The following is a 14,027-nucleotide window of genomic DNA, read 5'->3' as shown; positions in this document are numbered from 1 at the left end:
CTTTTGGGCTGGTCAAACTCGGAACCACTGGGAATGATGCTCTCAAGGTTCGATCGCCGCACTCGCCACATCACTGATGAAAAGGTTCCAACATGCCCGCCCCTACAAACACCTTTAAGCTGGCTTTGCAAAATGGCGACAGATTGATCGGCTGTTGGAGCAGCTTTGCCGAGGCCGTCACGGCCGAAATCATGGGTACGGCCGGGTTCGACTGGCTGGTGATTGACGGAGAACATGCGCCAAACGACATCCGGTCTGTGCGCGATCAACTCATGGCGTTGTCGTCCAGTCCCACCCATCCCGTTGTCAGGGTACCCGTGGGCGACACCGCATTGATCAAGATGGTTCTGGACGCCGGGGCGCAGACCATTCTTGTTCCCATGGTTGAATCCGCGCAACAGGCGCAGGAACTGGTGCGCGCCTGCCGCTATCCACCACAGGGCGTGCGGGGGGTCGGGGCCATGGCGTCACGCGCGACGATGTATGGAACGACCACCGATTACATCCAGACTGCGGACACCCAGATTTGCCTGCTGGTTCAGGTTGAAAATCGCGCTGGAATCGAGGCTCTGGACGAGATTCTGAAGGTTGAGGGCGTCAGCGGCGTGTTTATCGGACCTGCGGACCTGTCCACGGATATGGGCCATCAGGGTGACAGTACCGCACCCGAAGTCCGTGCCGTAATTGCCGATGCCATGACGCGGATCAGGGCTGCGGGCAAGGCTCCGGGCATTCTGGGCACGACGGACGAGGCCAGTCAGACCTATCTGGATATGGGCGCGCAGTTTCTGGCGGTTGGCATTGATGTCATGTTGCTGACCCGGGCTGCACGCGCACTGGCTGCGCAATGGAAAGGGAAATAATGCCTCAGCCCTGCATGGCGGCTGCCGCTTGCGCGTAGCCTCCGGATGCGCCGTCAATAAAATGAACGTGGTCGTCGCGCGTGGCCGAGGGGACAAAACAGGTCATCATCGCCTCATCTTGCGCATGCAGGCCATAGCGGATCTTTCCTTGTCCACGGGCCTGTTCAAGCATTATCCGGATTTGCGACAGTGTCGCCTCGTCGCAATCCAGTGTCATCTTCAATCCGTCGTCGAACTTCCGGTAATCCGCGTTACGGCTGACCATTTGTTGATAGTGTTCGGGCTGGAAGTCACCCATGGGTCGCCCGACCTTGAACAAGAGGTAAATCAGCAGATTTTGTGCCAGCAACCCAAGTTTTTGCAAGGTGAGATTGCGACCCCGTCGCGACACATGCGCGTCGATATCCAACCCCGGCGGAGGCCAATTCATTGGCGGGCCGTTCACAGGCACAGGATGTCCCGCCCGCTCTAACCCTTCTGAGGCGACCAGAACAGATTGCGCCAAATCCGCAAAATCGCTCTCGGTCGCTTGCGCAGTCGGCTCGATCACCAAAGACACGATCTGACCATGGGCCGCCCTGATGTTTGACCAGCGACAGGACAGGCCCGTTAGATCCGGTTGCGCGCCCGGTTCCGCGACAGGCACAGCAAACGCACCCGCTTTCATCTGCGCCTCGGCCCAGGCCAACCCACCCCCCGAGAACATGGCATAGTCCACGCCATCGGACGGCGCGTAGCGGGCGACACGCAAATCCCGATCCGACGCCCGGATTTCGGCAACGGGCATCAACGCGGCGCGCAAAGATATTCCGAATTCGTCCTCGGCCCAGCGCCGCAAGGCAGCCAACGTAGATCGGGCGTCGTCAGCCGCACTAGCGGGGACGGCAAACCCTGCGCCGTCGCCGCCAAACACATAGGGGAAGTCGCTGCCCTTCATGGCGTTGATCATGGCTGAAATAACCGCGGCGCCGACCATATTCACGGTCTTGTAGCGGCCTTTGGCAATTTCGCCCGTTGAATCGACAATATCCGCCACCCCGACGACCCAATTGTCAGGAAGGGCTGAAAACTGCACGGGGTCGGCAAGCCGGGCAAAGTCGCGCAGCAAAGGAAGACTGTCGTAAAACGCGGCCTGAGCGTCTTTCATAATCGCCTCGATCAGAAATCACCTCTTAGGGTAGTGCGATTGCGGTTGCTGTCCCGTGAAATCGTCACGACACACGTGCTTGTGTGCGGCGATTGTACGTGCCAATCAGGGGCGGTCAGCCGTTGGGGAAGAGGGGCGATACATGAAGGCAGGATTGGTGGTGTTGTGTCTGGGCTATGTGCTCAGCCAGTTTTTTCGTGCTTTCCTTGCCGTTCTCAGTGTCGATCTTGGCCGCGACATAGGGGCCACGCCCGAGGACCTAGCCTTTGCCTCGGGCCTTTGGTTTTTGATCTTTGCCGCCATGCAGCTTCCAGTGGGTTGGGCGCTGGATCGGGTCGGCCCGCGCCTGACGGCCGCCGCACTTTTACTGATCGGAGGTGCCGGTGGGGCTGCATTGTTCGCAATCGCTTCTACGCCCCTCCACGTTGCCATCGCGATGGGGCTGATCGGGGTTGGCTGTTCACCGGTCCTGATGGCGTCTTATTACATCTTCGCGCGTGAGTTTCCCCCGGCGCGCTTTGCGACGCTAGCCGCGCTGATGCTGGGTGTCGGGTCAGTGGGTAATTTGGTGGCCTCATATCCCACCGCACTTGCCGTCGAATTGATGGGCTGGCGCGCAACCATGTGGGTGCTGGCGTTGTTCTCAGGCGCGATTGCGCTGGGTATTCTGACCACCGTGCATGACCCCAAACGGGTTGAAACAGACCACAAGGGTTCGGTTCTAGACCTAGTGAAACAGCCCGCTTTGTGGGCGATCCTGCCGCTGATGCTGGTGGCCTACGCGCCTTCGGCGGCTACGCGCGGGCTTTGGGCCGGACCTTACCTGAGCGATATCTTCGCCCTCAGTACCACGCAAATCGGCACGGCGACGCTGATCATGGGGGCCGCCATGATTGCCGGGACCTTTACCTATGGGCCGCTCGACCGGATTTTAGGCACGCGGAAATGGGTGATCTTTGGCGGCAATGCGCTGGGGGTGATCGCTTTGTCACTGCTGTGCCTGTGGATCGACAACAGCGTCTGGGTGTCCATCGTATTGATTTCGGTCATTGGCTTTGTGGGGGCCAGCTTTCCAGTCATCATGGCGCATGGCCGCGCCTTTGTACCGCCACATCTTGTGGGCCGAGGCGTAACCCTGCTGAACCTGTTCGGGATCGGTGGCGTCGGCTTCGCGCAGTTCGTCACCGGCCGCATCCATGCGGCCACAGTGGACATCAGTCCAAGCGCACCCTACACAGCGATATTCGGCTTTTTCGCGGTCACGCTTGCCATTGGCTGCGTGATCTATCTATTCAGCCGGGACAGCGTCGATTGACGCTGAAACCGTCAGGAGCAACCATGTCCGACCCGCGCGTTATCGCCCCCAATCTGAAACGCAGGCTTTCAGGCGTAACGGCGACAATTGCGCGGTTGGTGCCGTTGCAAGTGCAGTGGATCGACATAGCCGCCACCGGCCCCGGCCTGCCTGACGACATTCCGCATATCCCGCTGAGCCGCCTGCCCTTTTTGTCGCGTAAATCCCTGCGTGTCTGGCATGCGCGCCGCAACACCGAGATGCTGTTGGGTCTGTTCCTGCGCAACATCCTGCGCCTGCGGTTGAAGCTGCTATTCACCAGCGCCTCGCAGCGCAGCCATTCGGGCTATACCAAATGGCTAATCGGCAAGATGGACGCCGTGGTGGCCACCTCGCGCAAGACCGCCGGGTATCTGGACCGGGACGCGCAGGTCATCATGCATGGCATCAACCTGCAGGATTTCACCCCGCCCGAGGATAAGGCGGCGGTTCGTACCCGCTTGGGTCTGCCGGATGGTCTGTTGCTGGGCTGCTATGGCCGCATCCGCCAACAGAAAGGCACCGACGCTTTTGTCGATGCGATGATCGAGCTGTGTGGCCAGTTCGATGACGTCCACGGCATCGTCATGGGCCGCGCAACGGAACAACACACCACCTTCCTGGCAGAACTGAAGGACAAGGTCGCGGCGACGGGCCTGTCCGACCGCATCCTGTTCAGGCCCGAAGTCACGGTCGACCAGATCGCCGAATGGTATCAGGTGCTGGACCTGTTCATCGCGCCCCAGCGGTGGGAAGGATTCGGCTTGACCCCGCTGGAGGCGATGGCCTGTGGCGTACCCGTCGTGGCCACCGATGTCGGAGCGTTCTCGGAAATCGTCACCGACCCTACGCTGGGCCGTATCATCCCGCAGGGCGACATCACCGCCATGGTTGAAGCCAGCGCCCAAATGCTGGAGAACCGCGATTCCCTCGCCAAATCCGGCCGCGCCGCCCGTGCCCATGTCGAACAGAATTTCGACATCAACGGCGAAGCAAAGACCCTTGTTGCCCTCTACGAACGGCTTCTGACCGAAAACTGAGGCGATGCGCCGCGTCAAATCAGTGTCATTGGGTGAAATATGCCCCGAAAACTCTTTTTTCTTTGCTGCAACGCGGCTATGAACGCGCGTCCTTAACTTTGGAGACATGAAATGGGCTATCGCGTCGTTGTCGCCGGCGCCACGGGTAACGTGGGCCGCGAAATGCTGAACATCCTGGCGGAACGCCAGTTCCCCGTCGATGAACTTGCTGTTCTGGCAAGCCGTCGTTCGCTGGGAACCGAAGTAAGCTTTGGCGACAAGACACTGACCACCCAGGACATCGACACCTTCGACTTCACCGGCTGGGACATGGCGCTGTTCGCCATCGGCTCGGACGCGACCAAAGTCTACGCGCCCAAGGCGGCCGCTGCGGGTTGCGTGGTGATCGACAACAGCTCGCTCTATCGCTACGACCCGGACATTCCGCTGATCGTGCCGGAATGTAACCCTCAGGCTATCCACGACTATAAAAACAAGAACATCATCGCCAACCCCAACTGCTCGACCGCGCAGATGGTTGTCGCGCTGAAGCCGCTGCATGACCGCGCCAGGATCAAGCGCGTTGTTGTCTCGACCTATCAGTCGGTTTCGGGCGCGGGTAAAGACGGCATGGATGAGCTTTGGGATCAGACCAAAGCCATCTACAATCCCACCACCGAGGTTGAGCCGAAGAAGTTCCAGAAACAGATCGCCTTCAACGTCATCCCGCAGATCGACGTCTTCATGGAAGACGGCTCGACCAAGGAAGAGTGGAAGATGGTTGTCGAGACCAAAAAGATCGTCGATCCGTCGATCAAGGTCACAGCAACCTGCGTCCGCGTTCCGGTATTCGTCGGCCACTCTGAGGCTGTGAACATCGAGTTCGAGGAATTCCTGGACGAGGATGAGGCCCGCGACATCCTACGCGAGGCACCGGGCATCATGGTGATCGACAAGCGCGAAGACGGCGGCTACGTCTCACCCATCGAATGCGCGGGTGATTTCGCCACGTTCATCAGCCGCATCCGTCAGGATTCGACCATCGAGAACGGCATCAACCTGTGGTGCGTGTCCGACAACCTGCGCAAAGGCGCGGCCCTGAACGCTGTGCAGATCGCCGAACTGCTGGGCCGTGAGGTTCTGAAAAAGGGCTGAGGTTCGGTAAACCTGATCAAGGCCTTTAAGACACACCCCGCCATGAAATTGGCGGGGTTCTTTTTTGAAAGAGAATTTATCTTTCCATCCTGGCGAGTTAAGCCGTTACCCTGCTTCTGAACTCATTTTGGCATGCAGGTGATCGCAGTAATGGTACCCCCAAGATCCTTCTCAAATGGTATTGAGATTGAAGACGTGGAAGGTGGCCTTCTCGTGCATCAATACGACGAGGCCTACATCGCGCGAAACTGGGATCTTACCCCACCCGTAGAGCATCTGATCGAAACGGCACTGACCAGTGGCTTGACCTGTATGATCCGAAACGATCATCCGCGCCGCAACGCGCGTTGGCCCAACCCGCGGGGCGTTGTCTATCTCGCCTTTTCACCATCCAGAGACAATCAGTGGTCTCTCGCTATTGATACATTTCCAGTCGCACGCGGCGACTATGGCCACGCCGTGTTCAACGGAAAGTACCATGAACAGTTTGTAGCGAGCGGCCTTTCCTTCGAGTTCGAGAAGCGCAACAAGACGGCAGGTCATCTGGTTGTTTACCGTGACAGGGTTATCCAGACACTCGAGCATCTGGCGGAATTTGATCACTCTGTCCTTTCTCTGAACCGAAAACCTCATACCGGCGAAGGATTTACTACTGAGTATGTCATCCAGCGCGAATTACTGTTGAACTGGTCCCAAACGCCGTGGAGCGCACGCTACGACGTTTATCAGGATGAATATCCGCTGGACGGCGGCCTGAATTCGCGGCGGATCGATATTCTCGCCCGAGACCGTTTGAATGGCGATTGGCTGATCATCGAACTGAAACGTGCCGAAGCCAAGCCGGCAGCAATACATCAGGTCTCGGACTATTTGCTTGCGCTGGGCAGGTTGGACAGCTTCGCAAATGGACAACTGAGGGGCGTCCTTGTTGCCGAACGCATTTCAGAGGATGTTCGATCCATAGGCAGGTCCGAAAACATAGACATGTACGAGGTCAGTTGGCCGCTGAAACTGAAGCAAGTGGGCTAGACACAGCCCGAAAGGATCGAAGGGCGAAAGACAGTGGCTGCGCCCATTCGACAGGCGCAGCCACCGCGATTACAACGCCTGCCCCTCCCCATCAAAAAACTGCAATTTCTCGGGCGCGAAATGCAGACCGATCTGCGCCCCGGCCTTGATTTCGGTATCTCCCCCAAGGCGAACGGTGACTTTTTCTTCGGTGCCGCAATCGACGATGATGAACATGTCGGCGCCAAGGTATTCGACAACCTCGACCACGCCGTCGCTGTGGCCTGTGCCCGGTTCGACCACGCTGATATGTTCGGGGCGGATGCCCAGCCGTTTCGCCTCGCCCGTCCGGTCAAATGGACCGCTGCCGCCGTTTTCCAAACGGAACTGATCCCCGGCCACGGTACAGGGCAGGACGTTCATCTTTGGGCTGCCGATGAACTGCGCCACAAACAGGTTGGCCGGGCGTTCATACAGCTCACGCGGCGTGCCGACCTGTGCGATCTTGCCGAACTCCAGCACCACGATACGGTCGGCCAGCGTCATCGCCTCGACCTGATCGTGCGTCACGTAGATCATGGTCCGGTTCAGACTTTGATGCAGCTTGGCAATCTCATAGCGCATTTCGACCCGAAGGGCGGCATCGAGATTGGACAGGGGTTCGTCAAACAGGAACGCGGTCGGGTCGCGCACGATGGACCGACCGATGGCCACGCGCTGACGCTGCCCACCGGACAGATCCTTGGGGCGGCGTTCAAGATAAGGCTCTAACTTGAGTACCTCGGCCGCTATTCCAACGCGCTCGGCGATATCAGCCTTGGATACACCCGCCACTTTCAGCGAGAACCCCATATTCTCGGCCACGGTCAGATGGGGGTACAGAGCATAGGACTGAAACACCATCGTCAGCCCCCGTTTCGAGGGCGGGTGGTCGGTCACATCCGCCCCGTTGATCAATAGCCCCCCGCGCGAGATATCCTCGAGCCCGCCAATCATGCGCAACAGAGTGGACTTGCCGCATCCCGAGGGGCCGACAAAGACGACAAACTCACCTTCTTGAATCTGCAGGTCGATCCCTTTGATCACCTGCACCTCGCCGAACCATTTCTCGACGCTTTTGAGTTCGATGCTGCCCATCAGTTCCTCCCTGCCCAGTGCAGCCAAACGGCAGCGGTCCATGTGAATGAATTGCCACCTGCGGGACCTCCGGTGAGCGGATCAAAATACTCGGCAAAGCCATGTCCGGCGATCAGGCGCGCGGTTTTCAGGCGCAGGGCTTCGGCTTCGACCCCGTGGCCCATTTCAGCCAGTCCAAAACCGGTCAGCATGTTCATGAATGCCCATGTCGGGCCGCGCCAGTATCGGCGTTCGTCGAATTTAGGCATGTGCGGGTCATAGCTGGGAATCGGATGCGGTACCGTGGTCAGAACCGTCTTGACCCGTTCCAGCATCCGGGCCGATTCAATTCCTGCGTACCAGCACAAATAGCTTGCGTTAGAGACACTTTCTGCCCATTCACCAGTATGCGCATCCCGCGCGTCAAACGCGCCCAGCGCCTCATTCCAAAGGGATCGCGCACCAGCCTCAAGCCGATCAATATCGGCGCTGAGACCGTCAGCCTCAAGCCCGAGATCATTGCTCACGGCCAGCAGATCGCGGGCAGCGCGCAGGGTGGTGAAGCTCATGGTCGGATCGGCCACGCGAAACGGATTCACCTCTAGCAGCTTCGCCTGATCCCATCCCGCCTCACGGCCGATATTCACCAGTTTGATGTAGCGGTCGTAGTCGTATTTCGTCGGACGGTCGGCGCTGTTGACATGGCTGGTATCACGGCGCTGATATTCACCCACGTCCGAGGCATCAATCGCCGCCATCGTATTGTCCCAGTCGGGGGCATTGTCGCGCCCGGCCTCCCACGGGTGGGTGGTGCAGACCGCGCCGTGGTCGTCCAGCCGCCACGTCATGATCCAACGTTGCCAGGCCAGCATTTTGGGGAACAGCGCCCGCATCCGTTCTTTGCCTGCCACCGGATCCATATCCACTACCCGCCGCGCCATTGTTGCCGCCAATGGAGGTTGAATGATCCCCGAAGACGGGATAGGCCCCGTTCCGCCCCACACGTCCGGTCCTGGAAAATAGCCCGGATCGGGCTTGTGAAACAGGATATGCGGGACCATGCCGTCCGCCCATTGACCCGAGAACAGCGTCTCAAGCTCAACCCATGCGCGGTTGATGTCGAACTCGGCAAAACCCAGCGCAGCAACCGCGCTGTCCCAGTTCCATTGGTAGGGATACAGTCCGCTGGTGGGGATCGTGTAGCCGCCCCTGTCATTGGCAATCAGGATATTGCGAGCCGATTCACTCGGCGTAGTATAGTAGTTCATGTCAGTCATCCTTTGACCGAGCCTGCCGTCAGGCCCTTGGTCATGAAACGTTCAAGCCCCAGAAACAGGGCCATGATCGGAACGGTGGCAATCACCGCGCCGGCCATCAGGTGTTGGCGGGGAATCTCCGAGGAGTTCAGCATCGTAACGCCTCGGGTCAGGGTGAATTTCGACGGGTCGTCGAGCAGCATGAAGGCCAGCAGGAACTCGTTCCACGCAATCATGAAGACATAAAGCGACACCGACGCCAGCGCAGGCAGGCTAAGCGGCAGGGTGATCTTCCAAATCACCGCCAGCCGCGACAGACCATCCATCAGACCGGCCTCTTCCACTTCGGTCGGCAGACCCCGGAAGTAACCTTGCAGCATATAGAGCGCGACCGGGATCGTGGTAACCGGGTAGATCATGACAATGCCCAGGATCGAGTTGCGCAGACCCGTCAGCGAAAACGCGATGTAAATCGGCAGCGCCAGAACGATCATCGGCACCATGTAAATCAGCAGGATCGAGCGTGAAAACGCCTTTTGCCCTTTGAACCGAAATCGCGCGACGGCATAGGCTCCGGGAACGCTGAACAACAGGGTGATGAACACTGTCAGGACCGACACATAGAACGAGGTCCACAGGTAAGTGCCGAAATTGAAGTCTCGGAAAAGCTCCGAATAGCTGCGAAACAGCGCCCAGCCTTGCGACAGGTCAACCGAGAAATCCAACGGGTTCTGCAATAGGGCCTGTTGCGATTTCAGGCTGGTCATCACCATGACATAGAAGGGGATGACGACAATGGCGGTGAAGAAAATATAGCCGAAGCCGGTGCAGAACCGGATCACGGCGTCTTCAAATTCGTGGCGGGTGAGCTCACCTAAGGGCGTGTCCCGCAGGATCGCCGCCAGAGACAGGTGCGTAACAATGGCCATGGCAAGAACCGTGACCAATACGGCCTGCAAAGACGTATCCGAGCCGATCAGGACCGGGCCAAATCCGGTCAGGGCAGACAAGCCCAACAGGGCCGAGATCCCCAACCGCGCCGGTGCGCGCTGTGCCGGAAACCGGACATAGACCAGCCCGGCCAAAGCCCCCCAGATCAGGCAGAGCAAGACCTGCGGGCGAAACGCTGCCCCGGTCGAAAACGACATGGTGATGGCGACAGTGGTGGCAATCACAACCAGCCAGAGCGCGCCCAGAACCGGGCCGGTGATATATCCTTTGCGCATCACAGACCCTCCTCTCGGCTGATGAAGCGGAAGAAGACAAAGCTGAAGGCGATCAGGCACATCAGGATCACAACGGCCACCGCTGCACCTGCCCCGATATTGGAAATCGCGAATGCCTGTTCATAGACATTCACGGTTAGGGTGCGCGTGCCCGCATTGCCGCCGGTCAGCAGGAAAATGTCGTCGAACTTGTTGAACGTCCAGATAAAGCGCAGCAGGAACAGCACCGACAGAATGCCCAGCAGTTGCGGGATGCTCAGCAGCCAGAACTTCTGGAAGGGCGACGCCCCGTCCATATCCGCCGCCTCATACATGCTGGAGTCGATGGACTGCATCCGAGCCAAAATGAAAAGGAAGGACAGCGGGAAATAGCGCCAAATCTCAAACACAGTGACCATGATCAACGCCAAAGGCCGCTCGCCGAAGAAATTAATTGGCTCGCTACTCAATCCCATTTGCACCAGCAACGCATTGGCCGAGCCTGAGAACGGGTCAAACAATGTAACCCACGTAAAGGCCACCGCGATCACCGGGGCGACGTAGGGAAACAGGTATAATCCCCGGATGATACCCTGCCCTTTGAAACTTTTGTTCAGCAACAGAGCCGCAAACAGGCCCATTACCAAGGCTCCGATGGTACCGAAAACCGTGTAGAACAGCGTGACCCAAAGAACGCCCCAGAACTCATCCCCGTCGAATACGCGAGCATAGTTTTCCAAGCTGAACTCGAAATTGGTCAAAACGCTTGGCCCGCTGCCGGTGACGCCGGGTTCGGACCCTTCGATCGCGTCTTCAAAGGCGTCAGGGTCTCCGTCCACGGTGACCGGAATTCGAATGCGTTCGCGCTGACCTCCTTCCAGAGTACCGAAATCACAGAACAAATCCGGCCCGTTCAGCACGCAAGGGGCCGAAACTTCGCCCACCGTTACACCATCGGGCAGTACATCTGTCACGGTCACGCCTTCTATGGCGATTTCCTGGCTTGAATTGCGCACGCGGTATTCGATCCGCAGATCCTCGCCTGATCCGCGCAGGCTTTCACGCACAACGGGCGCAGGCGGGCGCAGGTCAGACAGGGTGAACGGCTTAAAACTGATCCAAAAGATCGCCAGCAAGGGCAGGATCACCACAAGCGATACGCTGATCACGGTCGGGGAAAGCAACGCCCAGGCCAGACGCGCCTCGCGTTTGGCAAGCGCCCCGGTTCCGGTCGGTGGGGTGGCCGAAGACATAGGTGGACCTCAGAGGGTTAGGTGCAGCGGCGCGCACGCCGCTGCAGATACCGGTCAAGCAGGGGTCTACTGAACCTTGGCAAGTTCTTCGTTCATCGCGGCCACGGCAGCGGCGGCGTCGATTTCATCGTCGATATATTGACGCACGACCCGGTTGATGACCTGAGAGTTGATCATCTTGGACGCCAGCGAAAGCTGCCCTTCGGCCACGCCCCAACGCTGCGCAACGTCCAAACCGCCGACGATCTCGTCGATCATCGCCTGATCGTATAGCTCACCCAACGGGGCCTTGCGATCAACGCCCACGGGCAATTCCGCCCACGCTTCGGCAAAGGCCATCGGGTTGTCGGCGTTACCGCGACGCACCGGGAACTTGCCTTCGGGCGCGATGGACAGCGTCTGGGTATAGCCATCATCCATGGCGAATTTCACAAACTCCATCGCCGCGTCAGTATCGGCGTCATTGGTGATCCCGAAATACCGCACATCCCCCCATGCTGCGCCGTCCGGGTTGGATGGGCCAGAGAAGTTGGTCACAATCCCCGTTTTCGACGCCAAATCGCGCGAGGTCGGGTCATCGGTGATGGTGGGCGGCGCGCTGTCGCGTAGACCTGCCAGTTCATCCAGAATGAACGGCGACCAGATGATCATCGCGGCTTTGCCATCAAAATACAGCTCGCGCGATTGCTTCCAGAACAACTCACCCGGAGGCGAGGCTTTGGAAATCGCCTTGTAAAAGTCCAGAACTTCGGTGGTTTTGGCCTCATCCAGCGGCTGGAACCCATCCGGGCCAACGGGCGAAACGCCGTTGGCGAGGAAGACATGCTCCAACACCTGGCTCATGAAGTTTTCGTCAACCTTCGTGGCCGAGACAAATCCATACATTTCCGGCGGGTTGTGCAACTTGTCCAACGCAGCCAGAACATTGGCATAGGAACTTGGGGCTTCCAGACCAGCCTCGTCGAACAGGTCCTTGCGGTAAACGACCATCTGGGTCCAGCCATCAACCGGGACCGAGGCCGTTTCACCATTGAACGCCGCCATTGCCAGCGCCCCGGGGGCGAATGTGTTCGCGCCCAACTCATCGATCACCTCTGTTGCGGCCTCGGTATCCAGAATACCCGCCTCGGCCCAGGGCAGAGCGTATTGCAGTGTGTGATAAACAACGTCCGGCAGATCACCGGCAGCAAAGGCCGCGGTTGCACGCGTACCCAGATCGCTTTCGGTGACAGGGATCACTTCGACTGTCGTTCCCGTTTCAGCTTTGAACTGGTCGGCCATCTCCTGCTGCTTGGCCAGACGTTCGGGCTGTTCCTCGGTGGTCCAGAAGCGGATCGTATCCGCCTGCGCCGACAGCGCGCCAAGCATCACTGCCAGCGACGTGCCCAGCATCAGGCGGGACATCTTGGGTGTAAGTTTCATGATCGGTCTCCCCGGTTATGATTATTGTCAGTCTGTATTATGCGCGCCAGTTCCTGTGGCGTTCGTGTTGGCGGTCCGTCCGATCCACCCTCAACCAGGGTGGCTTCGGTCAGTTCGCGTAAACCTGCGGGGTCGTCGCCCCGGATTTGCCGGATCAGCATCGTCGCCAAACGCTGTCCGGCCATGTGTGAATCTACCGCAAAGCTGGTCAGAGCCGGGCGCGCGTACCGGGATTCGGGAATGCCGTCATAGCCAATGATGGACACGTCACGACCGATCTCAAGCCCCAGATCCTGCGCGACCGGGTAAAAGCCCAAGGCCGCCAGATCGGTGGCAAAGACAATTGCTGTCGTGGGCTGTTCGACCTGCATCAAGGCCATGGCCTGCGCAGCGCCTTCATCCCGTGTTCTGGCCCCGTCCCGGATCAGGTCGGGGTCCAAGGGCAATCCAGCCTCGTGCAGACCTTCGGCATACCCATCGCGGCGCAGGTGGCTGTAGTTGAACTTGAGGTCACTGCCGACATAACCAATGCGCGTATGTCCAAACCCGGCCAACCGCAAAACCGCCTTGCGCATCGCCGTTTCACCGGCGATATCGAACCAAGAGGTTTCCTCCCACGTGTTCGGCTGCCCATACCCGGTACGGCCATACAGGATGTGGGGAACCCCAAGGCTGCGCAAAAGGCCGATCCGGGCGTCCTTGACTGCGGTCCGGGGCAGAATGAAACCATCCGCCTTGCGTTCTTCGAACAATCTGCTGAGGACTTTCAACGTGTCCCGTTCCGAGGTCGCGGTCGAAATCGTCATCGTCCAGTCAAGGTGACTTGCAGCCTCGCACGCACCAGCCAGAAAATCCTGCAGGAACGGGTTGTGACGATCAGGTTCGTCGCTGTTCAACACCATCGCAATCGCACGAACCTGCCCGGTACGGATGGCCTGCGCATGGCTCAGAGGTCGATAGCCCAACTTGCGCGCCGCCGTTTCCACCCTTGCGCGGGTCACAGCCGAAATATCAGAATACCCGTTGAGCGCCCGCGACACAGTGCTTTTAGACAAGCCCAGATGCGCGGCCAATTCATCAAGCTTGACGCGCCCAGAAACCGAGGGGCGATCTGCGGTGTCCCGCGGCCGATGTGAAAGATTCGCTGTCATTGATTGCAATTTTTTGTTCCGAAACCGGTTTCGGCAACGAAAAAGTTAAAAAAAGTGCAGAATGGCTATTTTTTTGGCTTCTTCTTATTGGGAAATCGC

The 14,027-nt window shown here is 58.8% G+C and carries 12 protein-coding genes; 5 read left to right on the top strand and 7 right to left on the bottom strand.

Annotation, left to right across the window (positions count from 1 at the left end):
- Nucleotides 1-92: 92 nt before the first annotated feature.
- Nucleotides 93-863, top strand: coding sequence for an HpcH/HpaI aldolase/citrate lyase family protein (locus GOX75_RS14385; RefSeq protein WP_171124203.1), 771 nt, complete (start codon nucleotides 93-95; stop codon nucleotides 861-863).
- A gap of 4 nt (nucleotides 864-867) precedes the next feature.
- Here GOX75_RS14385 and GOX75_RS14380 read toward each other — a convergent pair whose 3' ends face one another.
- Nucleotides 868-2,010: a DUF3095 domain-containing protein gene (locus tag GOX75_RS14380; protein WP_171124202.1), complete on the bottom strand. Its 1,143-nt coding sequence runs from the start codon at nucleotides 2,008-2,010 to the stop codon at nucleotides 868-870.
- Nucleotides 2,011-2,152: 142 nt separating this feature from the next.
- Between GOX75_RS14380 and GOX75_RS14375 the strand changes: the two genes are divergently transcribed.
- The 4 genes from GOX75_RS14375 to GOX75_RS14360 all read left to right on the top strand — a co-directional run bounded on the left by GOX75_RS14375 (nucleotide 2,153) and on the right by GOX75_RS14360 (nucleotide 6,546).
- On the top strand, nucleotides 2,153-3,325 hold the full coding sequence (locus GOX75_RS14375) for an MFS transporter (protein WP_171124200.1): 1,173 nt from the start codon (nucleotides 2,153-2,155) through the stop codon (nucleotides 3,323-3,325).
- 23 nt (nucleotides 3,326-3,348) lie between these two features.
- Nucleotides 3,349-4,383 carry a glycosyltransferase family 4 protein gene (locus GOX75_RS14370; protein ID WP_171124198.1) on the top strand — a complete coding sequence of 345 codons (1,035 nt, stop codon included), beginning with the start codon at nucleotides 3,349-3,351 and terminating at the stop codon, nucleotides 4,381-4,383.
- Between the two features lie 111 nt (nucleotides 4,384-4,494).
- Complete coding sequence (locus GOX75_RS14365; RefSeq protein ID WP_171124196.1) at nucleotides 4,495-5,517, top strand: aspartate-semialdehyde dehydrogenase; 1,023 nt, start codon at nucleotides 4,495-4,497, stop codon at nucleotides 5,515-5,517.
- Between the two features lie 150 nt (nucleotides 5,518-5,667).
- Entirely contained in the window at nucleotides 5,668-6,546 is an 879-nt protein-coding gene (locus GOX75_RS14360) for an endonuclease NucS domain-containing protein (protein WP_171124194.1), read from the top strand.
- A 69-nt stretch (nucleotides 6,547-6,615) separates the two neighbouring features.
- Here GOX75_RS14360 and GOX75_RS14355 read toward each other — a convergent pair whose 3' ends face one another.
- From GOX75_RS14355 to GOX75_RS14330, 6 genes are all read right to left on the bottom strand, one after another.
- Nucleotides 6,616-7,662, bottom strand: coding sequence for an ABC transporter ATP-binding protein (locus GOX75_RS14355; RefSeq protein ID WP_171124192.1), 1,047 nt, complete (start codon nucleotides 7,660-7,662; stop codon nucleotides 6,616-6,618).
- A complete protein-coding gene (locus GOX75_RS14350) occupies nucleotides 7,662-8,909 on the bottom strand; it encodes a hypothetical protein (protein WP_371808182.1) in 1,248 nt (415 codons plus the stop codon). The genes GOX75_RS14355 and GOX75_RS14350 overlap by 1 nt, the downstream gene beginning before the upstream one ends.
- A 5-nt stretch (nucleotides 8,910-8,914) precedes the next feature.
- The gene (locus GOX75_RS14345) at nucleotides 8,915-10,123 is read right to left on the bottom strand and encodes a carbohydrate ABC transporter permease (protein ID WP_171124188.1); all 1,209 of its coding nucleotides are present in this window, start codon (nucleotides 10,121-10,123) and stop codon (nucleotides 8,915-8,917) included.
- Nucleotides 10,123-11,355: a sugar ABC transporter permease gene (locus tag GOX75_RS14340; protein WP_171123922.1), complete on the bottom strand. Its 1,233-nt coding sequence runs from the start codon at nucleotides 11,353-11,355 to the stop codon at nucleotides 10,123-10,125. Before GOX75_RS14340 ends, GOX75_RS14345 begins: the two co-directional genes overlap by 1 nt.
- Before the next feature lie 66 nt (nucleotides 11,356-11,421).
- Nucleotides 11,422-12,777, bottom strand: coding sequence for an ABC transporter substrate-binding protein (locus tag GOX75_RS14335; RefSeq protein ID WP_171124186.1), 1,356 nt, complete (start codon nucleotides 12,775-12,777; stop codon nucleotides 11,422-11,424).
- Nucleotides 12,774-13,928 carry a LacI family DNA-binding transcriptional regulator gene (locus GOX75_RS14330; protein WP_171123918.1) on the bottom strand — a complete coding sequence of 385 codons (1,155 nt, stop codon included), beginning with the start codon at nucleotides 13,926-13,928 and terminating at the stop codon, nucleotides 12,774-12,776. Before GOX75_RS14330 ends, GOX75_RS14335 begins: the two co-directional genes overlap by 4 nt.
- Between the last annotated feature and the right edge of the window lie 99 nt (nucleotides 13,929-14,027).

This window comes from Ruegeria sp. HKCCD7251, assembly GCF_013031165.1.
Classification (GTDB): Bacteria; Pseudomonadota; Alphaproteobacteria; order Rhodobacterales; family Rhodobacteraceae; genus Ruegeria.
The sequence above is the reverse complement of the archived record's forward strand: the minus strand, read 5'-3'. Positions and strand labels throughout refer to the sequence as shown.

Coding starts and splice junctions, on each gene's coding strand:
- GOX75_RS14385 (WP_171124203.1), top strand. CDS start 93: ATGCCCGCCCCTACAAACACCTTTAAGCTGGCTTTGCAAAATGGCGAC.
- GOX75_RS14380 (WP_171124202.1), bottom strand. CDS start 2,010: ATGAAAGACGCTCAGGCCGCGTTTTACGACAGTCTTCCTTTGCTGCGC.
- GOX75_RS14375 (WP_171124200.1), top strand. CDS start 2,153: ATGAAGGCAGGATTGGTGGTGTTGTGTCTGGGCTATGTGCTCAGCCAG.
- GOX75_RS14370 (WP_171124198.1), top strand. CDS start 3,349: ATGTCCGACCCGCGCGTTATCGCCCCCAATCTGAAACGCAGGCTTTCA.
- GOX75_RS14365 (WP_171124196.1), top strand. CDS start 4,495: ATGGGCTATCGCGTCGTTGTCGCCGGCGCCACGGGTAACGTGGGCCGC.
- GOX75_RS14360 (WP_171124194.1), top strand. CDS start 5,668: ATGGTACCCCCAAGATCCTTCTCAAATGGTATTGAGATTGAAGACGTG.
- GOX75_RS14355 (WP_171124192.1), bottom strand. CDS start 7,662: ATGGGCAGCATCGAACTCAAAAGCGTCGAGAAATGGTTCGGCGAGGTG.
- GOX75_RS14350 (WP_371808182.1), bottom strand. CDS start 8,909: ATGAACTACTATACTACGCCGAGTGAATCGGCTCGCAATATCCTGATT.
- GOX75_RS14345 (WP_171124188.1), bottom strand. CDS start 10,123: ATGCGCAAAGGATATATCACCGGCCCGGTTCTGGGCGCGCTCTGGCTG.
- GOX75_RS14340 (WP_171123922.1), bottom strand. CDS start 11,355: ATGTCTTCGGCCACCCCACCGACCGGAACCGGGGCGCTTGCCAAACGC.
- GOX75_RS14335 (WP_171124186.1), bottom strand. CDS start 12,777: ATGAAACTTACACCCAAGATGTCCCGCCTGATGCTGGGCACGTCGCTG.
- GOX75_RS14330 (WP_171123918.1), bottom strand. CDS start 13,928: ATGACAGCGAATCTTTCACATCGGCCGCGGGACACCGCAGATCGCCCC.